This is a genomic window from Streptomyces sp. NPDC013187, from assembly GCF_042899705.1.
GTDB classification, from domain to species: Bacteria; Actinomycetota; Actinomycetes; order Streptomycetales; family Streptomycetaceae; genus Streptomyces; species Streptomyces hawaiiensis_A.
On sequence record NZ_JBIBAF010000005.1, the window covers coordinates 82,130 to 105,498 of the forward strand.

Consider the following 23,369-nt stretch of genomic DNA (forward strand, 5'->3'; position numbering starts at 1 on the left):
CCGGTGGCCGCCGGATCCCGTCCCTCATGGCAGGGGATCCGGCGGCCACCCGGCGGTCACTTGGAGAAGTCGGGCACCAGCTTGGCGATGGCGGTCTCGGCGTTGCCGAGGCCCTTGTCGAGGGACTCCTTACCGCCGGCGATCTTGATCAGCTCGTCGTCGAGCGGACCCCACAGGGAGCTGTACTCCGGCAGCGCCGGGCGCGGCTGGGCGCTGGACAGCACGCTCTGGTAGCCGGCGATGCCGGGATCGGCCTTGACCTTGTCGGTGTAGGCGTCCTCGCGGGTGGGGAGCGTGGAGTTCTTCAGCGCGATGGTCTCCTGCGCCTTGGCCGAGGTCATGAACTTCACGAACTTCAGCGAGGCCTCCTGGTGGGCCTTGTCCGAGCCCGCGTACACGGAGAGGTTGTGGCCGCCGGTCGGGGCGCCCGCCTTGCCGGTGGAGCCGGCCGGAACGGTGGCGATGCCGAGGTTGCTCTTGTCCTTGAAGGCCGAGCCCTTGTAGAAGTTCGTGATCTCCCACGGGCCCTGGACGATCGAGGCGACCTTGCCGTTGACGAACGCGTCCTGGATGTGGGCGTAGGCGTCGGCGGTGGTGTCGGCCTTGTGCAGGCCCTTGCCGGAGAAGAGGCCCTGCCAGGTGCCGTAGGCCTTCTTGGCCTCGGGCGAGGTGACGGTGATCTTCTTGGCGTCGGCGTCGACGGTGTCGGTGCCCTCGCCGTAGAGGAAGGACTGGGCGTAGTAGGCCTGGGTGGAGCCCCAGTAGCCGTCGACGCCGGTCTTGCCCTTGATCGTGGCGGCGGCCTTCTTCAGGTCGTCCCAGGACTTGGGCGCCTCGACTCCGGCCTTCTTGAACAGGGCCTTGTTGTAGACGAAGGCGAGGGTGTCCGTGGTGAAGGGGACGCCGTAGGTCTTGCCCTCGTACTTGGCCTGCTCGATCAGGCTGGGCTGGAACTTGTCCTGCTCGGCGAGGGCCTCGGTGCCGTCCAGCGGCGCGAAGAAGCCCTTCTTGGCGAAGGCGGGGGTCCAGCCGACCTCGGAACGCAGCACGTCCGGGGCACCCTTGGAACCGGCGGCGGTGTCGAACTTGACCTGCGCCTGGTCGAAGGGGACGTTGACGTACTTGACCTTGATGTCCTTGTTGGCAGCCTCGAACTGCTTCACCAGGGCCTGGTACGTCGGCGCCTCGTTGGTGGCGTTGGAGGTGTCCCACCAGGTGATGGTGACCGGGCCGTCGGCCTCGTCGCCACTGTCGCTACCGCCGCAGGCCGTCGCCGCCAGGGCGAGGGACGCCACCAGCGCGGTGGCCGCTATGCCACGCCGCATGAGTTCTCCTTGAAGGTGAAAGCCCGTTGTGCTGCCGACTGCGCCGATGGGGGCGCCCCCACGCCTCTTCGCAGTGGGGGTGGCCGGGCGTCGGTGAGATTAGCCGCGCTGCAACGACTTGCGAAAGACCTTGCAGCAAAAAGTTGCAAGGGGTGCGGATGGTTATCCCGCCGTGACCTCGTCTCGATCGCACGGGGGCCTTGATTTCCGCATGCCCGGCGGGCAGTCGGACGGTTGTGCAAGACTCTGCAAGCACTTGCCATCCGTGTCCGCCGGGGGAATCATCCGTTGCGGATCGGACGCCGACCAGGAATCTCGAGGGACCGCGATGACCAAGCCACCCGCAGCGGGCCGCGCGACGGCGCGCACCAGGCGTCCCGTCGGTGTGCAAGGCGAACACCGGCCGCTACAGTCCGGTGCTGTGACCACACGGCTTGCCGACATCGCGTTGCAGGCGGGGGTGAGCGAAGCGACCGTCAGCCGCGTCCTCAACGGGAAGCCGGGCGTCGCCGCCACCACCCGCCAGTCCGTGCTGGCCGCTCTCGACGTACTGGGCTACGAACGCCCGGTGCGCCTGCGCCAGCGCAGCGAGGGGCTGGTCGGGCTGATCACCCCGGAGCTGGAGAACCCGATCTTCCCGGCCCTGGCGCAGGTCATCGGCCAGGCGCTGACGCGGCAGGGCTACACGCCGGTGCTGGCCACCCAGACCCCGGGCGGCTCGACCGAGGACGAGCTGACCGAGATGCTCGTCGACCGGGGGGTCGCCGGCATCATCTACGTCTCCGGACTGCACGCCGACACCACCGCCGACATGCAGCGCTACGACCGGCTGCGCGCCCAGGGCGTGCCCTACGTGCTGGTCGACGGTTTCTCGCCGAAGGTGCAGGCGCCGTTCATCTCCCCCGACGACCGGGCGGCGATGAGCCTCGCGGTCACGCACCTGGTGTCCCTCGGGCACACCAGGATCGGCCTGGCCCTCGGGCCCAAGCGGTTCGTGCCGGTGCAGCGCAAGATCGAGGGGTTCGTGCGCACGATGCAGGACCAGTTGGGGCTGCGCGCCGAGACCGTCGAGTCGGAGCTGGTGCAGCACTCCCTGTACACCCTTGAGGGTGGTCAGGCGGCGGCCACGGCGTTGATCGACCGGAACTGCACGGCCGTGGTGTGCGCCAGCGACATGATGGCGCTGGGCGCGATCCGGGCGGCCCGGCAGCTCGGTCTGGACGTGCCGAAGGACGTCTCCGTGGTGGGCTTCGACGACTCCCCGCTGATCGCCTTCACCGACCCGCCCCTCACCACGATCCGCAAGCCGGTCCCGGCCATGGGCCAGGCGGCCGTGCGCACCCTGCTCGAGGAGATCGGCGGGACGCCCGCGCCGCACAGCGAGTTCGTGTTCATGCCGGAACTGGTGGTGCGCGGTTCGACCGCTTCGGCCCCCGGGGAACGCGGTCGTTCCTGAGGTACGCGGCCTGATGCCGACGTAGGACATGCGGCCCGGGCGGGGCCGCGGGATGATCGGTGGAGAAGTCCTTTTCTGGCAGACTCTGCGCCTATGGGTGAAACGACCGTAACGAAGCCGGAGGGCCTGGAAGCGGCCCTCCCGGAGCCCGTTGCGGCCGATCCGGGGCGTAGTCGCCCGCTGCGCCGGCTGCGCACCCCGCACCGGCCCCGGTTCTGGTTCGAGATCCTGCTGATCGCGGTGAGTTACTGGACGTACTCGCTCGTCCGCAACGCCGTGCCCGAGCAGAAGGCCGAGGCGCTGCACAACGCCGACTGGATCTGGCGGGCCGAGCACCATCTCGGCATCGCCGTGGAGGAGTCGGTCAACCAAGCGGCGGACTCGGTCCATTGGCTCATCGTCGGGATGAACTACTACTACGCGACGCTGCACTTCATCGTCACGCTGGGTGTGCTGGTGTGGCTGTACCGTCGCCATCCCGGACGGTACGCGGCGACCCGTCTGGTGCTGTTCGCGACCACCGCCGTCGCCCTGGTCGGCTACTACCTGTATCCGCTGGCGCCCCCGCGGCTGATGAACGGCGGCGACTTCATCGACACGGTCATGGTCCACCAGACCTGGGGTTCGATGGCGTCGGGCGATCTGAAACACATGTCCAACCAGTACGCCGCGATGCCGTCGATGCACATCGGCTGGTCCGTGTGGTGCGGGTTGACGATCTTCGCCCTGGCGTCGGTCCCCTGGGTGCGGCTGCTGGGCCTGCTGTACCCGGCGCTGACGCTGGTGGTCATCGTCGCGACGGCCAACCACTTCTGGCTTGATGCGGTCGGCGGCCTGCTGTGCCTGGCCTTCGGGTTCACGGTCGCGCGGCTCTGGTACGGGAGGCAGCCGTACGCGCTGCCGAGGGTGGCGCCAAAGCGCAGGCGCGGCGGGTCACGGTCCTCGGCTGCGGTACGGCCCCAGGGCGTCCGGAGTGGGCGTCCCTAGCGCTCGGCGACGCCGTAGAACAGTTCCTCCACCACACCGCGCGCCCGGCGTGCCGTGCGGCGGTACGCGTCCAGCATGTCGCCCGCGTGGCCCGGGCCGTGGCCCAGGTACCTGCCCACGGCGGCCAGTTCCCGGGGTTCGGTCGGGAACGTGTCGCCGGCCCGGCCGCGGACCAGCATCACCGCGTTGCGGACGCGGGTCGCGAGGACCCAGGCCTCGTCGAGGATCGCCGCGTCCTGGTCCGTGATGAGCCCGGCGGTGCGGGCGGCGGCCAGGGCCTCGCGGGTGCGGGTGGTGCGCAGGGCCGGCTGCGTCGAGCCGTGCCGCAGTTGCATGAGCTGCACGGTCCACTCCACGTCGGACAGGCCGCCCGGCCCGAGCTTGGCGTGCAGCTTGGGGTCGGCGCCGCGCGGCAGCCGCTCGGACTCCATGCGGGCCTTGAGGCGTCGGATCTCGCGCACGGCCTCGTCGGAGAGCCCGTCCGCCGGGTAGCGCAGCGGGTCGATCAGCTCGATGAAGCGACGGCCCAGGTCCTCGTCGCCGGCGACGGGCTCGGCCCGCAGCAGCGCGTGCGACTCCCAGGTCAGGGCCCACCGGCGGTAGTACGCCTCGTACGAGGTGAGGGTGCGGACCAGCGGGCCCGACTTGCCCTCCGGACGCAGGTCGGCGTCGATGAGCAGGGGCGGGTCGGCGCTGGGGATCTGCAGGAGGCGGCGCATCTCGGAGACGACCTTGTTGGCCGCCTGGGAGGCTTCCCGCTCGTCGACGCCGTCGCGCGGTTCGTGTACGAACAGCACGTCCGCGTCGGAGCCGTAGCCCAGCTCGTGGCCGCCGAACCGGCCCATGCCGATGATCGCGAACCGGGTGGGCAGCTCGTCGCCCCAGCCGTCGCGCACGACCGCGCGGAGCGTGCCGGCCAGGGTCGCGGCGGTCAGGTCCGACACCGCGCCGCCGACCCGGTCCACCAGGGCGCCCTGGTCGGCCTCGGCGGGCTGCTCCTCGGTGCCGTAGGAGCCGACGATGTCGGCGGCGGCCGTGCGGAACAGCTCGCGGCGGCGCACCCCGCGGGCCGCCGTGACGGCCTGGGCGGCGCCGTCGGCCCGGCGCACGGCGGCGAGTATCTCCTGCTCCAGATGGGCGCGCGATCGGGGTTCCAGACCGCCGCCGTCCCCGTCGCCGAGCAGCGCGACCGCCTCCGGGGCGCGCATCAGCAGGTCGGGCGCGAGCCGGCCGGCGGACAGCACCCGGGCGAGGTTCTGCGCGGCGGCGCCCTCGTCCCGCAGCAGCCGCAGGTACCAGGGGGTCTTGCCGAGCGCGTCCGAGACCTTGCGGAAGCCCAGCAGGCCCGCGTCCGGGTCGGCGGAGTCGGCGAACCAGCCGAGCAGCACGGGGAGCAGGGTGCGCTGGATGGCGGCCTTGCGGGTGACGCCGGAGGCCAGCGCCTCCAGGTGGCGCAGGGCGGAGGCGGGGTCGGCGTAGCCGAGGGCGACCATGCGTTCCCGGGCCGCCTCGGTGCTCAGCCGGGCCTCGCCGGTCGCGAGCTGGGCGACCGCGTCGAGCAGCGGCCGGTAGAAGAGCTTTTCGTGCAGACGGCGTACGACACCCGCGTGCCGCCGCCACTCGCGGTGCAGGTCGGCGACCGGGTCCGTGCGCAGGCCGAGGGAGCGGCCGATGCGGCGCAGCTCGGCCTCGTCCTCGGGGACGAGGTGGGTGCGGCGCAGCCGGAACAGCTGGATGCGGTGCTCCATGGAGCGCAGGAAGCGGTAGGCCTCGTCGAGCTGGGCCGCGTCGGACCGGCCGACGTAGCCGCCGGCGGCGAGGGCCGCGAGCGCGTCCAGGGTCGTGCCGCTGCGCAGGGAGGTGTCGGCCCGGCCGTGCACCAGCTGGAGCAGCTGCACGGCGAACTCGACGTCCCTGAGGCCGCCCGGCCCCAGCTTCAGCTGGCGGTCGACCTCGCCGACGGGGATGTTCTCCACGACCCGGCGGCGCATCTTCTGCACGTCGGGCACGAAGTTCTCGCGCTCGGCGGCCTTCCAGACCAGGGGCTGGACGGCGGCCACGTACTCCGCGCCGAGGTCGAGGTCGCCGGCCACCGGGCGGGCCTTGAGCAGCGCCTGGAACTCCCAGGTCTTCGCCCAGCGCTGGTAGTAGGCGAGGTGGCTGGACACGGTCCGCACGAGGGGGCCGTTGCGGCCCTCGGGCCGGAGGTTGGCGTCGACCGGCCAGATGGAGCCCTCGACGGTGGTCTCGGAGCAGATCCGCATCATGTGCGAGGCGAGCCGGGTCGCGGCGCGTACGGCCTTGGTCTCGTCGGCTCCCTCGGTGGCCTCCCCGACGAAGATGACGTCCACGTCCGAGACGTAGTTCAGCTCGTGGCCGCCGCACTTGCCCATGGCGATCACCGCGAGGCGGCACAGGGCGGCGTCGTCGGGCGCGGCCGCCTCGGCGATCCCGAGGGCGGCACGCAGCGTGGCGGTGGCGAGGTCGGCCAGCTCTGCGGCCGATTCGGCGACGCCGGTCGTGCCGCAGACGTCCCGGGCGGCGATGGACAGCAGGCAGCGCCGGTAGGCGACGCGCAGGGAGACCGGGTCGGTGGCCTCGGCGAGGCCGGCCTCGAACTCCTCCACCCCGGGGTGCAGGTCGTACGCCTCGTACATGACGAGTGCCTGCCAGTCGTCCGGGTGCCGGGTGAGGTGGTCGGCCAGGGCCGTGGAGGCGCCGAGGACACCGAGGAGGCGGTCGCGCAGCGGCTTGGAGGAGATCAGCGTGTCGAGCAGTTCCCGGCGGGCGCCGGGGCCGTGCTGGGCCTCCAGCAGCCGGACGAGTCCGAGCAGGGCGAGATCGGGGTCGGCGGTGGCGCCCAGCGCCTCCAGCAGGACCGGGTCGTCGCGCAGGGGCGCGAGCTCGGGGCTGTCCAGGAGCCGTTCGGCGGCGGACGCGTCGGTGAAGCCGTGCCGCAGCAGCCGTGTGAAGGTGCTGCTCCTGCGCCCCGGCACCGCCGTCATCCGGGCCTCCCTCGCACTGTTCCTCGGACATGGGTCGGATCAAGGTCGTACCGCTTTGAGCCTAACCGCACAGGCCGGGGGAAGCGCCGGGGAGTTCGGCAGGCGGACGGGGTGCGCGCGTGGCCAGGCGGACCGGCCGTGCGGGTGAGGCGCGGTACGGCCGTTGGTGGCGTTCCGCGGGACGTGAAGACCATTTCCGCCACGGCACGGGTCCGGTGGCCGTCCACTCGGTGGCGCCGCCCGGCGTTTTCGGCTTCGGTGAGGGGAGCCGTTCAGCCGGCTTCAGGCCGGACCCGGTGAGCGGCTCTCATGAGGCCGGACGAAGGAGTCATGCCGTGGACATCACCCTCGAAGTCATCCCGCTGCCCGTGTCCGACGTCGACCGGGCCCGGGACTTCTACCGGGACAAGGTCGGCTTCCACGTGGACATCGACCAGGAGGTCATGCCCGGGATGCGGATCGTCCAGCTGACTCCTCCGGGTTCCGGCTGCTCGATCGCCCTGGGCGAGTCGATCTGGCAGATGACGCCCGGCCCGACCCCGGCTCCGGGCTCCTACCAGGGCCTGCAGCTGTGCGTCGCCGACATCAAGGCGGCCCACGCGGAGCTGGTCGGCCGCGGCCTCGACGTATCGGAGCCGGTGCAGTACTCCCCGGACGACGGCGCCACGTTCATGCACTTCCAGGACCCGGACGGCAACGGGTGGGCGGTGCAGGAGTACCGGCGCCGGGCCACGGAGCCGCTGCACCAGCTGCTGGCCGACCTGAAGCGGAAGCAGGCCTGAAGCGGAGGCGGGCCTGAAGCGGAGGCGGGCTTGAAGCGGAGGCAGGGCTGAGGCCGAGGCAGGGCTGAAGCGGAGGCGGGCTTGAAGCGGAGGCAGGGCTGAGGCCGAGGCAGGGCTGAAGCGGAAGCAGGCCTGAAGCGGAGGCGGGCTTGAAGCGGAGGCAAGGCTGAGGCCTAGGCAGGTCCGAAGCGGAGGCAGGGCTGAAGCGGAAGCGGGCCTGGGGCTGAAGCGGAAGCGGGCCTGAGGCCGAGGCAGGCGGGCCTGAGGGCTCGGAGAACCCGGTCAGGAATCGAGAAGCGCGTCTCGTGGGGCGCGCTTAGCGTCGTTGTCATGACTTCCATCGCATCCGTCACCCTCGAGGTGGCCGACCTCGCCGCCGCCGACCGCTTCTACTCCGCCGCCTTCGGTCTGGGCGAGCGGCTGCGCCTGCGGGCGTCGGAGGCACCGACCTCCGGCTTCCGTGGGTTCACGCTGTCGCTCGTGGTCCCCCAGCCGGCCGACGTGGACGCGCTCGTCGAGGCGGCCGTGCGGGCCGGGGCGACGACACTGAAGCCCGCCGCCAAGTCGCTGTGGGGCTACGGCGGCGTCGTGCAGGCCCCGGACGGGACGATCTGGCAGCTCGCCTCGTCGTCGAAGAAGAACACCGGCCCGGCGACCGGGCGGGTCGACGACTTCGTGCTGCTGCTCGGCGTGGAGGACGTGAAGGCCAGCAAGCAGTTCTACGTCGATCACGGCCTGGCCGTGGGCAAGAGCTTCGGCTCCAAGTACGTCGAGTTCGCCGCCGACGGCCCCGTCAAGCTGGCCCTGTACAAGCGCCGCGGCCTCGCCAAGGTCGCCGGCGTCTCCCCCGACGGCACCGGCTCCCACCGCCTCACGATCACCGCCGACGCCGGGCCCTTCACCGACCCGGACGGTTTCGCCTGGACGACGGCGTCGGAGAACGCGTCGGTGTGAGCGGTGCCGGCGTGTTCTCCGACGTCGGCCGACGGGCCTACAGCGCCGGAAGGTTCTTCCGCAGCTCGAACGCCGTGACCTCCGAGCGGTACTCCGCCCCACTCCCGCCGTTCGCGGTGCAGGAAGAAGTGCACGAAGTGGAGCCGGACGGGAGCGATCTCGCGCGATAGACGTCGATGCCGCGCCGGCTGCTGCCGCGGGGTCGTTAGTGGTGGTGATTGGTCACCTTGGGGCCGCCCCTCGACAGCCGACAGACGGCCCGGCTCTGGGAACGGCACATTACAGCCTGCGCAGCGCGCGCTACTGTCCTAAGGGCTGTCCCGCAAGTGATCTTGATTGCGACATCTCGGATTGTGGTTGGTGTGATCACGACACCGGAGCCGTGCTGGAGTCCGTGCACCGTGGTGAGCCCGCGCGCCTTCGGCAACCGGCTCACGCCGACCTGGGTGGTCAGCCGGTGAAGGACTCGGGGCCGAAACGGCCCCACGCCAGGAAGAGGGCCAGGGCGAGGTAGACCAGGTCGCCCGCGATCGTGACTCTCTCGCCACGGCGGAGGCGCATGGTCAGCGCGCCGGCGAACAGCAGCACCAGTCCGGTGGCGGCCAGCGGTACCAGGACCGGTGCGATGTCGAGTGCGGCGGGCAGTATCAGGCCCGCCGCGGCCAGGAGCTCGATGGCGCCGATGATTTTGAGGGCACCGGGGCTGAAGTCCTCGACCCATCGGGTGGCGGTGCCGCCCATGGCGGCCAGCTTCTCCTTGGGCACGAACATTTTGGAGCTGCCGGTCAGGCAGACGGCGGCCATCAGTCCGGCGATGATCCAGAGTGCGAGGTTCACAGCAGCTCCTTGATCGAGGATTACCTGCTTCCCCTGGGACGAGACAGCGCCCCCGCATGTGACATCTCCGAACATCCGATTTCGGGGAGACGTGGATCACACGCGTCCGTGTCACAGGGCGTTGGGCTGTCTCGTCCCAGGGGGTGTAGCCACCGACGAGCACGGAGGAGCACACCATGGACGCGCGACTGAACTACTTCGCCAGCCCGACCGCCGCAAAAGCCCTCAAGCACCTCATGTCGGCAGGCAAGACGCTCAAGGACTCGCCACTGGCGGCCGCGACACAGGAACTCGTGGCCCTGCGCGTGAGCCAGATCAACGGCTGCGCCGTCTGCATCGACATGCACACCAAGGAGGCCGCCGCGGCCGGCGAGAACCCGGTGCGGCTGAACCTCGTGACGGCGTGGCGGGAGGCCACGGTCTTCACAGAGGCCGAGCGTGCCGCGCTGGAGCTGGCGGAGCAGGGGACCCGGGTCGCGGACGCGGCCGGCGGGGTCAGCGACGAGGTCTGGGCGCGTGCCGCGAAGCACTTCGACGAGGAGCAGCTCACCGCCCTGGTGGTCCTGGTCTCTTTCATGAACACGGCGAACCGGCTGAACATCATCGCCCAGCAGCCGGCCGGCGACTACGAGGTCGGGCAGTTCCACTGATTTGGCCATCGATGAGCCGCCCGGGGCACTGTCACCCCGGGCGCGGGGGTGTTGCACAGCCCCGTTGACGGACCGCAAGATCACCAGAACTGGCCCGCGCCGGGAGATACGGCCGGGCGGGAAGACCTCAAGGGGGATGCGGCGTGAACAAGGTCGACGAGTTCGAGGAGCTGCGGCCACTGCTTTTCTCGATCGCTTACCGGATTCTGGGCAGCGTGAGCGAGGCCGAGGACGCGGTGCAGGAGACATGGCTGCGCTTCGATGGCTCGACGACCCTTCCCACGTCGGTCAAGGCGTTTCTGTCCGCCACGGTGACACGGATCTCGATCGACGTGCTGCGCTCCGCGCGGGTGCGGCGGGAGGAGTACGTGGGCCCGTGGTTCCCCGAGCCACTGCTGAGTGATCCGTATCAGGATCCGGCGCGCTCGGCGGAGCTGGCCGACTCGGTGTCGATGGCGGCGCTGCTGCTTCTGGAGCGGCTGAGCCCGCTGGAGCGGTCGGTGTTCGTGCTGCGGGAGGTGTTCGGTTTCGGGTTCGACGACGTCGCCTCGGCGGTGGGGCGTTCGGAGGCGGCGTGCCGGCAGCTGCTGGTACGGGCGCGGCGGCACATGGAGGCCGGGCGGCCGCGGTTCGAAGCGGACCGTCAGGAGCGGCAGGAGCTGGCGACGCGGTTCTTCGACGCCCTCCGCGAAGGCGATGTCGCCGGCCTGCGGGATCTGCTGGCCGCCGACGTGCAGATGGTCGGGGACGGCGGCGGCAAGGCCCCGCAGCTGGCCAGGGCCGTCATCGGCGCCGAGAACGTGGCCCGGCTGCTGGCCTCCGTTTTCCCGCTGCTGGCCCGGATCGACGTGACGTTCGAGCCGCACGAGGTCAACGGCCAGCCCGGCGCCATTTTCCGGGACAGGGACAGCAAGGTCCTCCATGCCCTGGCCCTCGACGTGCTCGACGGGCAGATCCAGACCATCCGCTCGGTGATCAACCCCGACAAGCTCGGCCACCTCGGACCGGTGGCCGACGCCTGGGCCATCGACGGCGAGGTGAAACAAGCCCGCCGGCAGATGAAGTGACCCCGGGACCGGCCGTGGGCCGGCTCGTTCGCCTATCCGGTGACGTCGAGGTTGTGCAGGCGGGCGATGCCGCGCATCGCGTGGTGCACGCCGTCGCCGCGGAGACGGCAGTCACGCAAGATCTTCCAGGTCTTCATGCGGGCGTGAGGGATGACCAGTCCCGTTCCGCGGTAGCCGCCGTCGGCGATCGTCACGGTCTTCCCGACGGCGTCCTTCGCGCCGGAATCGAGCAGAATCGTGAGCGACGGGTCGCGAGCCACCACCAAAGCAGATTTGGCGCTCGGCAGCAGCTGCCCCCAGACCCTCACAGTCCTCCCTGGAACAGAAGTGAATCCGACGACGGGAACCCGGTAGCCAACACAAAGCGCTGCCACAACACCATCCATGCCAAGATCCGCTGCCTGGGCGAGCGGGCCGTGGCCACCCTCAAGGGCTGGCGTCTCCTGCGGAAGCCCCGCTCCAGCACCAACCGAATCACCGACGTGGTGAGGGCCGTGCTGTTCACCTGCCTCGACGGCGCGGACGCGGTTTGGCGTACCGCTTTCAACGACCGCGTGAGGAAGCCTGCTCTCGTGGCCGCTGGGGTCGCGCCGAAGCCAGGAGAGCCGTCACCAGCCTGCCTGCGAACACGGCATGCTGCTGGACGCCGGCGAGAGCATAAAGGCCCTGAGCCACGACCTCGGACACAACGATCCGGGATTCACGCTCCGGGTCTAAACGCACCTCATGCCGAGTAGCGACACACGGGCCCGAAAAGCCGTGGACAGTCTCTACGAGGGCGCCGATGCGGCGCCGGACGGCCCGGAGTCAGTGAGACGCGGCGAGGCCGACGGTCCGTGACCGCCAGCCTCACTCACTCGATCAGCGGGAAACGTGCTCTGACCTGCCCCTACAGCGCCGGCAGATTCTTCCGCAGCTCGAACGCGGTCACCTCGGACCGGTACTCCTCCCACTCCTGCCGCTTGTTGCGCAGGAAGAAGTCGAAGACGTGCTCGCCGAGGGTCTCGGCGACGAGGTCGCTGCGTTCCATCAGGGTCAGGGCCTCGCCGAGGTTCTGCGGGAGCGGCTCGATGCCCATCGCGCGGCGCTCCGCGTCGGAGAGGGCCCAGACGTCGTCCTCGGCGCCCGGCGGGAGCTCGTAGCCCTCCTCGATGCCCTTGAGGCCGGCGGCCAGCAGCAGCGCGTAGGCGAGGTAGGGGTTGGCACCGGAGTCGAGGGAGCGGACCTCGACCCGGGCCGAGCCCGTCTTGCCGGGCTTGTACATGGGGACGCGGACCAGCGCCGAGCGGTTGTTGTGGCCCCAGCAGATGTACGAGGGGGCCTCGCCGCCCGCGCCCGCGGTGCGCTCCGCGCCGCCCCAGATGCGCTTGTAGGAGTTGACCCATTGGTTGGTGACCGCGGAGATCTCCGCCGCGTGCCGCAGCAGGCCCGCGATGAAGGAGCGGCCGACCTTGGAGAGCTGGTACTCCGAGCCCGACTCGTAGAACGCGTTGCGGTCGCCCTCGAAGAGGGAGAGGTGGGTGTGCATGCCGGAGCCCGGGTGCTCCGAGAACGGCTTCGGCATGAACGTCGCGTGCACGCCCTGCTCCAGGGCCACCTGCTTCATGACGAGGCGGAACGTCATGACGTTGTCGGCCGTGGACAGCGCGTCGGCGTAGCGGAGGTCGATCTCCTGCTGGCCCGGCGCGCCCTCGTGGTGGGAGAACTCCACCGAGATGCCCATCGACTCCAGCATGGTGATGGCCTGGCGGCGGAAGTCCATGCCGACGTTGGTCGGGGTGTGGTCGAAGTAACCGGAGTTGTCGGCCGGAGTGGGGCGGGAGCCGTCCAGCGGGCGGTCCTTCAGCAGGAAGAACTCGATCTCCGGGTGGGTGTAGAAGGTGAAGCCCAGGTCGGAGGTGCGGGCGAGGGCGCGCTTGAGCACGTAGCGCGGGTCGGCGAAGGACGGGGAGCCGTCCGGCATGAGGATGTCGCAGAACATGCGGGCCGTGCCCGGGGCCTCCGCCCGCCAGGGCAGGATCTGGAAGGTCGACGGGTCCGGCTTGGCGATCATGTCGGACTCGTAGACCCGGGCGAAGCCCTCGATCGCGGAGCCGTCGAAGCCGATGCCCTCGTCGAAGGCCTGCTCCAGTTCGGCCGGGGCCACGGCGACGGACTTGAGGAAGCCCAGCACGTCCGTGAACCACAGGCGTACGAACCGGATGTCGCGCTCCTCCAACGTCCGGAGCACGAACTCCTGCTGCTTGTCCATCTTCCGCTTCCCCATCCTTGCTGGTCAGGCCGCCTTCTCTTCCGTACCACGGGAGGCGGTCGGGCACCTGAGCATCCCACCACACCACCATTTCGTACGCGTTGCGGACCATGATCGCCCGGCTGATCCGGGGTCGAACGCCTCGCGTACGGCAGGTGAACTGCTCTTCCGCCCATAGTGCCTGCTCGCACCGGCATCCGTAACGGCCGGTTCCCTTCGTCGCTCCTCGCGCTTAATTTGCATCTCATATGCAACTTTAAATAGCGTGCGCGCAGCCGAGCCTTGAGGAGGCCTGATGCTGTCCGAACAGTCCGCCGCCACCGTCCGTGCCACGCTCCCCGCCGTCGGGGCCGCCCTCGGCACGATCACCGAGCGCTTCTACGCCGGGCTGTTCGCGGCCCACCCGGAGCTGCTGCGGGACCTGTTCAACCGGGGCAACCAGGCCTCCGGCACCCAGCGACAGGCGCTGGCCGGTTCCGTCGCCGCCTTCGCGACGCACCTGCTGGACCGTCCGGAGCAGCGGCCCGACGCGATGCTGCGGCGCATCGCCCACAAGCACGCCTCACTCGGTGTCACGCCGGAGCAGTACGGAATCGTCCACGAGCACCTGTTCGCCGCCATCTCCGAGGTGCTCGGCGACGCCGTCACGCCCGAGGTCGCCGCCGCCTGGGACGAGGTCTACTGGCTGATGGCGAACGCCCTGATCGCCGTGGAACGGCGGCTGCGCGAGGAGCGCGGCGGACACACCTGGCGGTCCTGGGAGGTCGTCGAACGGGTCGCCGAGACCGACGACGTCGCCACGTTCCGGCTGCGGCCGGCCGACGGCGGTCCGGTGCGGGACTTCCTCGCGGGCCAGTACGTCTCCGTCCGCGTCGCCCTCGTGGACGGCGCCCGGCAGATACGGCAGTACAGCCTGTCCGGGGCGCCCGGCCCCGGCCTGCGGCAGATCAGCGTGAAGCGCGTGCGCGAGGCCGGCGCTCCCGACGGCGAGGTCTCGAACCACCTGCACGCGCGCGTGCGGGTGGGTGACCTCCTGGAGCTGTCCGAGCCGTACGGCGACCTGGTCCTGGACGGCGGCCCCGACACGCCGCTGCTGCTGGCCTCGGCGGGCATCGGCGTGACCCCGATGGCGGCGATGCTGGCGCACCTCGCCGACTCGGGGCACCGCGGCCCGGTCACCGTCGTGCACGCCGACCGCTCCCCCGCCGGCCACGCCCTGCGCGACGACCACCAGGCCTACGCCGCCAAACTGCCCGACGTGGCAGTCCACCTCTGGTACGAGCAGGACGCTCCCTCGGGCACGCACTCCGGGCTGGTCGACCTCACCGGCATGACGCTCGCCCCGGGCACGCGCGCGTACCTGTGCGGTCCGCTCCCGTTCATGCGGGCGGTGCGGACCCAGCTGCTCGCCAAGGGCGTGGCCCCCGCGGACATCCACTACGAGGTGTTCGGCCCGGACCTGTGGCTCGGGGCCGAGGCCTAGGGCCTGGGGTCGGCGCCCCGCGAGATACCCAGCAGCAGCGTCCCGGTCGGCTCCGCGACGATGTCCTCCACCGTGAGCGGGTCCAGTGAGGTGAAGAACGCCTCCTGGGCCCGGCGCAGGGCGCCGCGCAGGCGGCAGGCGGCGTTGAGGGGGCAGGGCGTGGGGCCCTCGCAGTCGACCACGTCACCGCTGCCCTCGAAGGCGCGGACCACGGCGCCGACCGAGGCCGTACGGCCCTGCTCGGTGAGGGTGAGGCCGCCGCCCCGGCCGCGGCGGGCCTGAAGCAGGCCCATGTGCTGGAGCTCGGCGACGACCTTCGCCAGGTGGGTGTACGGCACGTCCATACCGCCCGCGACGTCCCGGGTCGTCGGACTCGATCCGCCCGCCACGGCGAGCCGCATCAGCACCCGCAGGGCGAGGTCGGTGGAGCGCAGCAGCCGCATGCGGGCAGCGTAGGTAATGGGAATCTACGGTTCAAATTATCGGGAATCCGCGAGCGGATCCTCGGGCCGGAGCCCGGCCGGGACCGGTGAAGCTGTCGGGCGGCTGTCGGTGCCGTATCGATTCGGCCCATTCCGGCGGCTGCTCTACGAGGCGTCCCGTCTCCCCCACTACGATCACTCCACCCGACCGTCACTTTTCCCACGAAGGACACCTCATGGGCTCCGCCAACAAGAGCAACACGGCACGCAAGGCGCGAATAGAGGAGATGCGGCGCGCCGAGCAGGCCCGTGAGCGCCGCAACCGGCTCCTCACCATCGCGGCCAGTGTGGTGGTCGTGGCCGGACTCGTGGTCGGCGGCGTCGTGCTGGTGCGGTCCCAGGACGACAAGGGCAGTGACGTCGCGGCGAGCGACTCCTCGGGCAAGGGCAAGTTCGTGACGGGCGAGGACGGCGTGCGGACGTGGGAGGGGAAGCTGTCCCGCAACCACGTCACCAAGGCCGTGAAGTACGCCTCCGAACCGCCGGTCGGCGGCGATCACAACCCGGTCTGGATGAACTGCAACGGCGACGTCTACACCGAGCCGCTGAAGAACACCAACGCCGTGCACTCGCTGGAGCACGGCGCGGTGTGGGTGACGTACAACGCCGACGCGAAGAAGGCCGATGTCGACGCGCTCGCGGCGAAGGTGAAGAAGACGCCGTACACCCTGATGAGCCCGATGGACGACCAGAAGGACCCGATCATGCTCTCGGCGTGGGGTCACCAGCGCACGGTGACGGGCGCGAGCGACCCGAACGTGGACAAGTTCTTCGAGAAGTTCGTCCAGGGCGAGCAGACCCCCGAGCCGGGGGCCGCCTGCACGAACGGGCTGTCCAAGTGAGGCATGCCGGCCTGATCGCCGGTGCCGCGACGGCGGCGCTCGTCGCCGCCGGTGCGATCACCTACGCCGTCGCCGGGGACGACGGCGGCGGCAGGACGCCGTCCGCCGAGTCCGCGGACGCCGGGTTCGCGCGGGACATGGCCGTGCACCACCAGCAGGCCGTGGAGATGTCGTACATCGTGCGCGACCGCACGAAGGACGAGGAGGTCCGGCGGCTCGCGTACGACATCGCGCAGACGCAGGCCAACCAGCGCGGCATGATGCTGGGCTGGCTGGATCTGTGGGCTCTGCCCAAGGTGTCCTCCGAGCCGCCGATGACCTGGATGGACATGGGCGGCATGGCCTCCGGCAAGGACGGCGCCCTGATGCCGGGCATGGCGACCAACTCCGAGATGAAGAAGCTCGGCGAGCTCAGCGGGAAGCAGGCGGAGGTCTTCTACCTCCAGCTGATGACGGACCATCACAAGGGCGGCGTCCACATGGCCGAGGGCTGTGTGGCCAGGTGCCAGGTCGGCGTGGAGAAGCGGCTGGCCCAGGGCATGGTGGACGCGCAGCAGTCGGAGATCTCCCTGATGGCCGACATGCTCAAGGAACGCGGCGCGGCGCCGCGCCCGTAGGGGCACCGGGGGCGGGGCGCGTAAGCCTCAAATCGCCCCGCCCGGCTGCTTCTTGGGCTCTTCTTGGCCTGCGTAGGGCGGTTCTTGGCCTGCGTAGGGCGGTTCTTGGGCTGCGCCATTCCCTGGCATGAACGGTTCATCGCGAGAGTGGCGACCGTCGAGTGATCCACTCGCGACGAACCGCACAGGGGGTTCCATGAGATCCAATCGCGCCACGGTGCGCGCCGGGGTGAGCTTGGCGGCGACACTGCCGATGCTCGCCGGTGCGCTGGCGCTCGGCATACCCGCGGCCCACGCCGCCGACCACCCGCTCCGCGACCTGCTGGCCGGGACCCGGCCCGCGTGGGCCACGGCCAAGGCGGACAAGGGCGCCACCTCCGACGCCACCCGGGTCTCGGCCCGGGTCTACCTCGCCGGCAAGGACGCCGCCGGCCTCGCCGCCTACGCGAAGGCCGTCTCCGACCCGGGCTCGGCCTCGTACGGCAAGTACCTGACGGCCAAGCAGGCGCAGGCCCGCTTCGGCGCGACCCCGGCCCAGGTGGCGGCCGTGAAGTCCTGGCTGACCGCCGCCGGCCTGAAGGTCACCGGCGTCACGCGGCACTACGTCTCCGTCAGCGGTGACGCGGCCGCCGTCGAGAAGGCGTTCGGTACCCGGCTGCACAACTTCGCCAAGGGCTCCAAGACCTACCGCGCCCCGGCGAGCACCGCCTCCGTGCCGCAGAGCCTGGCCGACGCCGTCCTGACCGTGACCGGGCTGGACAACGCGCCGCACATGGCCACGCACGACGATCAACTGCCGCCGCCGGACACCGTGTTCCGCAACGCCGGGCCGTTCTCCTCCTACTACGGCTCCAATACCGCGAGCACGCTCCCGAGCGCGTACGGCAAGAAGATCCCGTACGTGATCAAGGGCTACACGGGCAAGCAGCTGCGGGCCGCCTACGGCGCGGGCACGCGCACCGGCAAGGGTGTCCGGGTCGCCATCACGGACGCGTACGCCTCCCCGACGATCGCCTACGACGCCGGCACCTACGCCAAGCGCAACGGCGACGCGGCGTGGAAGACGGGCCAGCTGCACCAGGCCCTGCCGAAGAAGTACACGAACACGAAGGACTGCTCGGCCTCCGGCTGGTACGGCGAGGAGACCCTGGACGTCGAAGCCGTGCACGCGGTCGCACCGGCCGCGGACGTCACCTACGTCGGCGCCGCCTCCTGCATGGACGACGACCTGCTCGACGCGCTCGGCAAGGTCGTCGACAAGCACCTGGCCGACATCGTCTCCAACTCCTGGGGCGAGGTCGAGGCCGCGCAGACCCCCGACCTCGCGGCCGCCTACGACCAGGTCTTCCAGCTGGGCGCGGTCGAGGGCATCGGCTTCTACTTCTCCTCCGGCGACGACGGCGACGAGGTCGCGAGCTCCGGGACGAAGCAGGTCGACTCCCCGGCCGACTCGGCGTGGGTGACCGCCGTCGGCGGCACCTCGCTGGCCGTCGGCAAGAACGACGCGTACCTCTGGGAGACCGGCTGGGGCACCGACAAGGCGAACCTGTCGGCCGACGGCAAGAGCTGGACCGACTTCCCCGGCGCCTTCACCTCCGGCGCGGGCGGCGGCACCAGCAAGACCGTCGCCGAGCCCTCCTACCAGCAGGGCGTGGTGCCGGACGCGCTGGCGAAGGCCAACAGCGCGGGCGGCAACCGGGTCGTCCCGGACATCGCGGCGATCGCCGACCCGAACACCGGCTTCCTGGTCGGGCAGACGCAGACCTCGCCCGACGGCAAGACGCAGGCGTACAGCGAGTACCGCATCGGCGGCACCTCGCTCGCGGCCCCGACGATCGCGGCCATCCAGGCCCTGGCGCAGGAGGCCCGCGGCGGCAAGGCGATCGGTTTCGCCAACCCGGCGATCTACGCCAAGGCCGGCTCCAAGGCCTACCACGACGTCACCGACGACCCGACGGGCTCCGGCCTCGCCGTCGCCCGGGTCGACTTCGTGAACGGCTACGACGCCACCGGCGGTCTGTCCACGTCCGTGCGCAGCCTCGGCAAGGACAGCTCGCTCGCGGCCGTGAAGGGTTACGACGACGTCACCGGCGTGGGCTCCCCCGCGAACGGCTACGTCGAGTCGTACCGGCTTCGCTGACCTCCGTCGGCCTCCGCCGACCTCCGCAAGGGGACATGGGGTGGTGTGGGGTGACCCACACCACCCCATTGTGTCGCTCTGACGATTACACTGGACGGCGTGCCTCAACTACGTCTCGCCCTGAACCAGATCGACGCCGGCGTGGGCGACCTCGCCGGTAACACCGAGTCGATCGTCCGCTGGACCCGGCACTCCGCCGAACAGGGAGCGCATCTCGTCGCGTTCCCGGAGATGGTGCTGACCGGGTATCCCGTCGAGGACCTGGCGCTCAGGTCGTCCTTCGTCGAGGCCTCCCGGGTGGCGCTGCGCGCTCTCGCCGCGCGCCTGGCCGAGGAGGGTTTCGGAGAGCTGCCGGTGATCGTCGGCTACCTCGACCGCAGCGCGACCGCCCAGCCGAAGTACGGACAGCCGGCCGGCGCGCCGCAGAACGCCGGGGCGGTGCTCCACCGCGGTGAGGTGGTGCTGAACTTCGCCAAGCACCACCTGCCGAACTACGGCGTCTTCGACGAGTTCCGCTACTTCGTGCCCGGCGACAGCATGCCCATCCTCCGGGTGCACGGCGTGGACGTCGCCCTGGCCATCTGCGAGGACCTCTGGCAGGACGGCGGCCGCGTCCCCGCCGCCCGTTCGGCGCAGGCCGGCCTGCTGGTGTCCATCAACGCCTCCCCCTATGAGCGCAACAAGGACGACACGCGCCTGGAGCTGGTCCGCAAGCGGGCCCAGGAGGCCGGCTGCACCACGGCGTACCTGGCCATGATCGGCGGCCAGGACGAGCTGGTGTTCGACGGCGACTCGATCGTGGTCGACAAGGACGGCGAGGTCGTGGCGCGCGCCCCGCAGTTCTCCGAGGGCTGTGTGGTCCTGGACCTCGACCTGCCGGCGGCGTCTCCCGACGCCCCCACGGGCGTGGTCGACGACGGTCTGCGCATCGACCGCGTGGTGCTCTCGGAGGAGCCGCTGCCCGCGTACGAGCCCGAGCTCACGGGGGGTTACGCGGACCGCCTGGACGACGACGAGGAGGTCTACTCGGCGCTGGTCGTGGGCCTGCGGGCGTACGTCGCGAAGAACGGCTTCTCGTCGGTCCTGATCGGCCTGTCCGGCGGTATCGACTCGGCGCTGGTCGCGGCGATCGCGTGCGACGCGGTGGGCGCGCGGAACGTGTACGGCGTGTCGATGCCCTCGAAGTACTCCTCGGACCACTCCAAGGACGACGCGGCCGAACTGGCCCGTCGCACAGGCCTGAACTACCGGACCGTGGCCATCGAGCCGATGTTCGACGCGTACATGGGCGCACTGGGCCTGACGGGTCTGGCCGAGGAGAACCTCCAGTCGCGCCTGCGCGGCACGCTGCTCATGGCGATCTCCAACCAGGAGGGCCACATCGTCCTGGCCCCTGGCAACAAGTCGGAGCTGGCGGTCGGCTACTCGACGCTCTACGGCGACTCCGTCGGGGCGTACGGCCCGATCAAGGATGTGTACAAGACGTCGGTCTTCCGCCTCGCCGAGTGGCGCAACCGGGCCGCCCGGGAGCGTGGCCAGACCCCGCCGATCCCGGAGAACTCGATCTCCAAGCCCCCGAGCGCGGAACTGCGCCCGGGCCAGGTGGACACGGACTCGCTGCCCGACTACCCGGTGCTGGACGCGCTCCTGGAGCTGTACGTCGACCGGGACCGGGGCGCGGACGAGATCGTGGCGGCCGGCTTCGACGCGGAGCTGGTCGCGAAGACGCTGCGGATGGTCGACACGGCCGAGTACAAGCGGCGCCAGTACCCGCCGGGCACGAAGATCTCCCCGAAGGGCTTCGGAAAGGACCGCCGGCTGCCGATCACGAACGGGTGGCGGGAGTCGCTCTGACGGACCAGGGTCGGGAGGGACGGCCACCGGCCCGGCATCCCGAGTCCGGCGGTCTCCGGCGCCTCACGGTGCGGGAGACCGCCGCGCTCGCCGGGACCCGACTTCGACCTGCACCCGGGAGCACGCCATGAGGATCCATCTGACCAGTGTCTTCGTCGACGACCAGGCCAAAGCCCTCCGCTTCTACACCGAGGTCCTCGGCTTCGTGAAGAAGTACGACGTCCCGGTGGGCGAGACGGACCGCTGGCTGACCGTCGTCTCCCACGAGGATCCCGGCGGCACGGAGCTGCTGCTGGAGCCCGCCGGCCACCCGGCCGTCAAGCCCTACCGCGACGCGCTCGCAGCCGACGGCATCCCGGTCGCCCAGTTCGCCGTCGACGACGTCCGCGCCGAGTACGAGCGTCTCAGCGGCCTCGGCGTCCGCTTCACCCAGGAGCCCCTGGACATGGGCCCTGTCACCACGGCCGTCCTCGACGACACCTGCGGCAACCTGATCCAGATCGCGACCCAGCCGCAGGAGTAGGGCGGCTGCGCGCCCGGCGGTTTCGCCGAACTCGGTCTACGGCCCACGCACTGACAGGTGGTCACGTAGCGTCGGCCCGACCGAAGAGGGGGTTGATCATGAGTGAGCGCGTTGTTCCGGCGCGTGTCCTGGCCGCCGAACGCATCGCCGTCGAGGCGGGATTCACCAAGAGCTGCATCCGGGAGGTCGGCAGGCTGCTGAGGACGGCCGCCGCCGCCAAGCCCGGCGGGATCGTCGCCGAGAGCGGCACCGGGTCGGGGGTGGGGACCGCCTGGCTGCACAGCGGTCTCGGGGAGGGCGCGCGGCTCGTCACCGTGGAACGGGACGAGGAGCTGGCCCGTCGCGCGGCCGGGGTGTTCGCCGACGACAGTCGCGTCAGCGTGCTGACCGGGGACTGGCGGCTGCTCGAACGGCACGCGCCGTTCGACGTGTTCTTCTGCGACGGCGGCGGCAAGCGGGACGATCCGCACAGGGTCGTCGAGCTGCTCGCCCCCGGCGGGATTCTCGTCCTGGACGACTTCACCCCGTCGGCCGAGTGGCCGCCCCGGTTCGAGGGCGCGGTGGACGAGCTGCGCCTGTTCTACCTCACCCATCCGGACCTGGACGCGACCGAGGTCCTCACCACGCCGACCGGTTCGGCGGTCGTCGCGGCGCGGCGGGCGTCCCGGTAGACGACGAGCGGCGGTCTGTGGGTCTTGTCCCCTGGGCCGCCGCCTGTCGAACAACGGCAGCCCGTGGGGTCGCCCCACGGGCTGCCGTGCGCCGGAAGCCGTCAGTTGTGCACCGGTTCCGCCTCCTGCGGGACGTGGCTCGCCACGATCCGCTCGCGTCCGGTGGCCGGAACCCGGCGCCGGTCCACCGCGTAGGCCAGCGACGCCACGGCGAGTCCGAGAACGGCGAGGGCCACACCGGCCAGGGCCGGGGACGTGACGCCGAAGCCCGCGGCCAGGGCGAGGCCGCCGATCCAGGCGCCGCCGGCGTTGGCCAGGTTGAAGGCGGCCTGGTTGGCCGAGGAGGCCAGGGACGGGGCCGAGGAGGCCTTCTCCATGACCATGAGCTGGAGCGGGGAGCCGGTGGCGAAGGCCGCCATGCCGAGCAGGATCACGGCGACGGCGGCCGTGGCCTCCGTGCGCATCAGCAGCGGGAACAGCGCCAGGACCGCCACCAGCGAGGCGAGGCAGCCGAACAGCGTGCCGCGCAGGGAGTGGTCGGCCAGGCGGCCGCCCAGCAGGTTGCCGGCGGTCGCTCCCACGCCGAACAGCGCCAGCAGCAGGGTGACGCTGGCGTCGGCGTAGCCGGCGGCGTCCGTGAGCATCGGCGTGATGTAGCTGTAGGCCGAGAAGAGGGCACCGAAGCCCGCGACGGTCGTACCGAGCGACAGCCAGACCGGCAGGGAGCTCAGGGCGGCGAGCTCGCCGCGCAGCCCCTTGGCGGTGGTGTGCTCGTGGTCCCGCGGGATGAGGAGCGCGAGCGCTGCGATGGCCACCAGGCCGATGGCGCTGACGCCGAGGAAGGTCGCCCTCCAGCCGAGGTTCTGTCCCATGAGGGTGGCGACCGGCACGCCCAGGACGTTCGCGACCGTCAGGCCGAGGAACATCAGCGAGACCGAGCGGGCCTTGCGTTCGGGGGCGACCATGTTCGTCGCGACGACGGCGCCCACGCCGAAGAAGGCACCGTGCGGCAGGCCGCTCAGAAAGCGGGCGGCCAGCAGCCAGCCGTTGTCCGGCGCGAGGGCCGACAGGGCGTTGCCCACGACGAACAGGCCCATCAGGCCGGTCAGAACCGTGCGCCGGGACATCTTGGCGGTGACCGCGGCCAGCAGCGGGGCGCCGATGACGACGCCCAGCGCGTACGCCGACACCAGATGGCCGGCGCTGGGTATCGAGATGTTCAGGTCGTCCGCGACGTCGGGCAGCAGCCCCATCATCACGAACTCGGTCGTACCGATGCCGAAGGCGCCCACGGCAAGGGCGAGCAGGGCCAGGGGCATGAAGGAGCCTTTCGAGACTTGCTTGGAGATCCGTACGCGTATGTTCAAGTACGGAACAAAGTCTCGCAGGCGCACTATTCCACGCGGTGTCGCCGAGGTTGCGGATTTCTGACGGAACTGTCCT

19 protein-coding genes and 3 pseudogenes are annotated in these 23,369 nt (G+C 70.8%); 14 read left to right on the forward strand and 8 right to left on the reverse strand.

The annotated features are described in order from the left end of the window. Positions 1–56: 56 nt before the first annotated feature. Positions 57–1,325 carry an extracellular solute-binding protein gene (locus tag ACFY5B_RS11550; RefSeq protein WP_389967858.1) on the reverse strand — a complete coding sequence of 423 codons (1,269 nt, stop codon included), beginning with the start codon at positions 1,323–1,325 and terminating at the stop codon, positions 57–59. A 421-nt stretch (positions 1,326–1,746) separates the two neighbouring features. On the opposite strand from ACFY5B_RS11550, the gene ACFY5B_RS11555 reads away from it, so the two are divergent. Both ACFY5B_RS11555 and ACFY5B_RS11560 read left to right on the forward strand, forming a co-directional pair. Then, positions 1,747–2,781 (forward strand): LacI family DNA-binding transcriptional regulator, encoded by a 1,035-nt coding sequence (locus ACFY5B_RS11555; RefSeq protein WP_361869387.1) that lies wholly within the window; start codon positions 1,747–1,749, stop codon positions 2,779–2,781. A 93-nt stretch (positions 2,782–2,874) separates the two neighbouring features. Beyond that, positions 2,875–3,768 carry a phosphatase PAP2 family protein gene (locus ACFY5B_RS11560; protein WP_389967860.1) on the forward strand — a complete coding sequence of 298 codons (894 nt, stop codon included), beginning with the start codon at positions 2,875–2,877 and terminating at the stop codon, positions 3,766–3,768. Here the strand turns inward: ACFY5B_RS11560 and ACFY5B_RS11565 are convergent. Then, on the reverse strand, positions 3,765–6,773 hold the full coding sequence (locus tag ACFY5B_RS11565; RefSeq protein ID WP_389967862.1) for a bifunctional [glutamine synthetase] adenylyltransferase/[glutamine synthetase]-adenylyl-L-tyrosine phosphorylase: 3,009 nt from the start codon (positions 6,771–6,773) through the stop codon (positions 3,765–3,767). The genes ACFY5B_RS11560 and ACFY5B_RS11565 overlap by 4 nt on opposite strands. Positions 6,774–7,108: 335 nt before the next feature. Here ACFY5B_RS11565 and ACFY5B_RS11570 point away from each other — a divergent pair, with 335 nt between their 5' ends. Further along, positions 7,109–7,555, forward strand: coding sequence for a VOC family protein (locus ACFY5B_RS11570; RefSeq protein ID WP_389967864.1), 447 nt, complete (start codon positions 7,109–7,111; stop codon positions 7,553–7,555). Between the two features lie 330 nt (positions 7,556–7,885). Continuing rightward, entirely contained in the window at positions 7,886–8,509 is a 624-nt protein-coding gene (locus ACFY5B_RS11575; protein WP_389967866.1) for a glyoxalase, read from the forward strand. 37 nt (positions 8,510–8,546) lie between these two features. Here ACFY5B_RS11575 and ACFY5B_RS11580 read toward each other — a convergent pair. Together ACFY5B_RS11580 and ACFY5B_RS11585 are read right to left on the reverse strand one after the other, a co-directional pair. Next, positions 8,547–8,649, reverse strand: a pseudogene (locus ACFY5B_RS11580) (glutamine synthetase); the annotation flags it as partial. A 310-nt stretch (positions 8,650–8,959) separates the two neighbouring features. Beyond that, on the reverse strand, positions 8,960–9,346 hold the full coding sequence (locus tag ACFY5B_RS11585; protein ID WP_389967868.1) for a DoxX family protein: 387 nt from the start codon (positions 9,344–9,346) through the stop codon (positions 8,960–8,962). Positions 9,347–9,522: 176 nt separating this feature from the next. On the opposite strand from ACFY5B_RS11585, the gene ACFY5B_RS11590 reads away from it, so the two are divergent. Both ACFY5B_RS11590 and ACFY5B_RS11595 read left to right on the forward strand, forming a co-directional pair. Further along, entirely contained in the window at positions 9,523–9,996 is a 474-nt protein-coding gene (locus tag ACFY5B_RS11590; RefSeq protein WP_389967870.1) for a carboxymuconolactone decarboxylase family protein, read from the forward strand. A gap of 143 nt (positions 9,997–10,139) precedes the next feature. Next, positions 10,140–11,063, forward strand: a complete 924-nt coding sequence (locus ACFY5B_RS11595; RefSeq protein WP_389967872.1) for an RNA polymerase sigma-70 factor — start codon at positions 10,140–10,142, stop codon at positions 11,061–11,063. Positions 11,064–11,095: 32 nt separating this feature from the next. Here the strand turns inward: ACFY5B_RS11595 and ACFY5B_RS11600 are convergent. Next, a pseudogene (locus ACFY5B_RS11600) lies at positions 11,096–11,290 on the reverse strand (IS5/IS1182 family transposase); the annotation flags it as partial. A gap of 135 nt (positions 11,291–11,425) precedes the next feature. Between ACFY5B_RS11600 and ACFY5B_RS11605 the strand changes: the two are divergent. Next, a pseudogene (locus ACFY5B_RS11605) lies at positions 11,426–11,563 on the forward strand (IS5/IS1182 family transposase); the annotation flags it as partial. Between the two features lie 389 nt (positions 11,564–11,952). Here the strand turns inward: ACFY5B_RS11605 and glnA are convergent. Further along, complete coding sequence (gene glnA / locus ACFY5B_RS11610) at positions 11,953–13,314, reverse strand: type I glutamate--ammonia ligase (RefSeq protein WP_033312643.1); 1,362 nt, start codon at positions 13,312–13,314, stop codon at positions 11,953–11,955. Between the two features lie 295 nt (positions 13,315–13,609). Here glnA and ACFY5B_RS11615 point away from each other — a divergent pair, with 295 nt between their 5' ends. After that, entirely contained in the window at positions 13,610–14,797 is a 1,188-nt protein-coding gene (locus ACFY5B_RS11615) for a globin domain-containing protein (RefSeq protein ID WP_389967874.1), read from the forward strand. Here the strand turns inward: ACFY5B_RS11615 and ACFY5B_RS11620 are convergent. Then, the gene (locus ACFY5B_RS11620) at positions 14,794–15,240 is read right to left on the reverse strand and encodes an RrF2 family transcriptional regulator (RefSeq protein ID WP_389967876.1); all 447 of its coding nucleotides are present in this window, start codon (positions 15,238–15,240) and stop codon (positions 14,794–14,796) included. The two genes, ACFY5B_RS11615 and ACFY5B_RS11620, sit on opposite strands and share 4 nt — an antisense overlap. Before the next feature lie 215 nt (positions 15,241–15,455). Here ACFY5B_RS11620 and ACFY5B_RS11625 point away from each other — a divergent pair, with 215 nt between their 5' ends. The 6 genes from ACFY5B_RS11625 (at position 15,456) to ACFY5B_RS11650 (ending at position 21,926) form a co-directional block, all read left to right on the forward strand. After that, the gene (locus ACFY5B_RS11625) at positions 15,456–16,121 is read left to right on the forward strand and encodes a DUF3105 domain-containing protein (protein WP_389967878.1); all 666 of its coding nucleotides are present in this window, start codon (positions 15,456–15,458) and stop codon (positions 16,119–16,121) included. After that, positions 16,118–16,738 carry a DUF305 domain-containing protein gene (locus ACFY5B_RS11630; protein WP_389967880.1) on the forward strand — a complete coding sequence of 207 codons (621 nt, stop codon included), beginning with the start codon at positions 16,118–16,120 and terminating at the stop codon, positions 16,736–16,738. The genes ACFY5B_RS11625 and ACFY5B_RS11630 overlap by 4 nt, the downstream gene beginning before the upstream one ends. Positions 16,739–16,934: 196 nt before the next feature. After that, a complete protein-coding gene (locus ACFY5B_RS11635) occupies positions 16,935–18,878 on the forward strand; it encodes a protease pro-enzyme activation domain-containing protein (RefSeq protein WP_389967882.1) in 1,944 nt (647 codons plus the stop codon). Positions 18,879–18,977: 99 nt separating this feature from the next. Beyond that, on the forward strand, positions 18,978–20,732 hold the full coding sequence (locus ACFY5B_RS11640; protein WP_389967884.1) for an NAD+ synthase: 1,755 nt from the start codon (positions 18,978–18,980) through the stop codon (positions 20,730–20,732). Positions 20,733–20,859: 127 nt separating this feature from the next. Then, complete coding sequence (locus ACFY5B_RS11645; RefSeq protein ID WP_389967886.1) at positions 20,860–21,255, forward strand: VOC family protein; 396 nt, start codon at positions 20,860–20,862, stop codon at positions 21,253–21,255. Between the two features lie 98 nt (positions 21,256–21,353). Beyond that, positions 21,354–21,926 carry an O-methyltransferase gene (locus tag ACFY5B_RS11650; RefSeq protein WP_389967888.1) on the forward strand — a complete coding sequence of 191 codons (573 nt, stop codon included), beginning with the start codon at positions 21,354–21,356 and terminating at the stop codon, positions 21,924–21,926. 101 nt (positions 21,927–22,027) lie between these two features. On the opposite strand, the gene ACFY5B_RS11655 is transcribed toward ACFY5B_RS11650, so the two are convergent. Then, the gene (locus tag ACFY5B_RS11655) at positions 22,028–23,245 is read right to left on the reverse strand and encodes an MFS transporter (RefSeq protein ID WP_389967890.1); all 1,218 of its coding nucleotides are present in this window, start codon (positions 23,243–23,245) and stop codon (positions 22,028–22,030) included. Positions 23,246–23,369 lie beyond the last annotated feature (124 nt).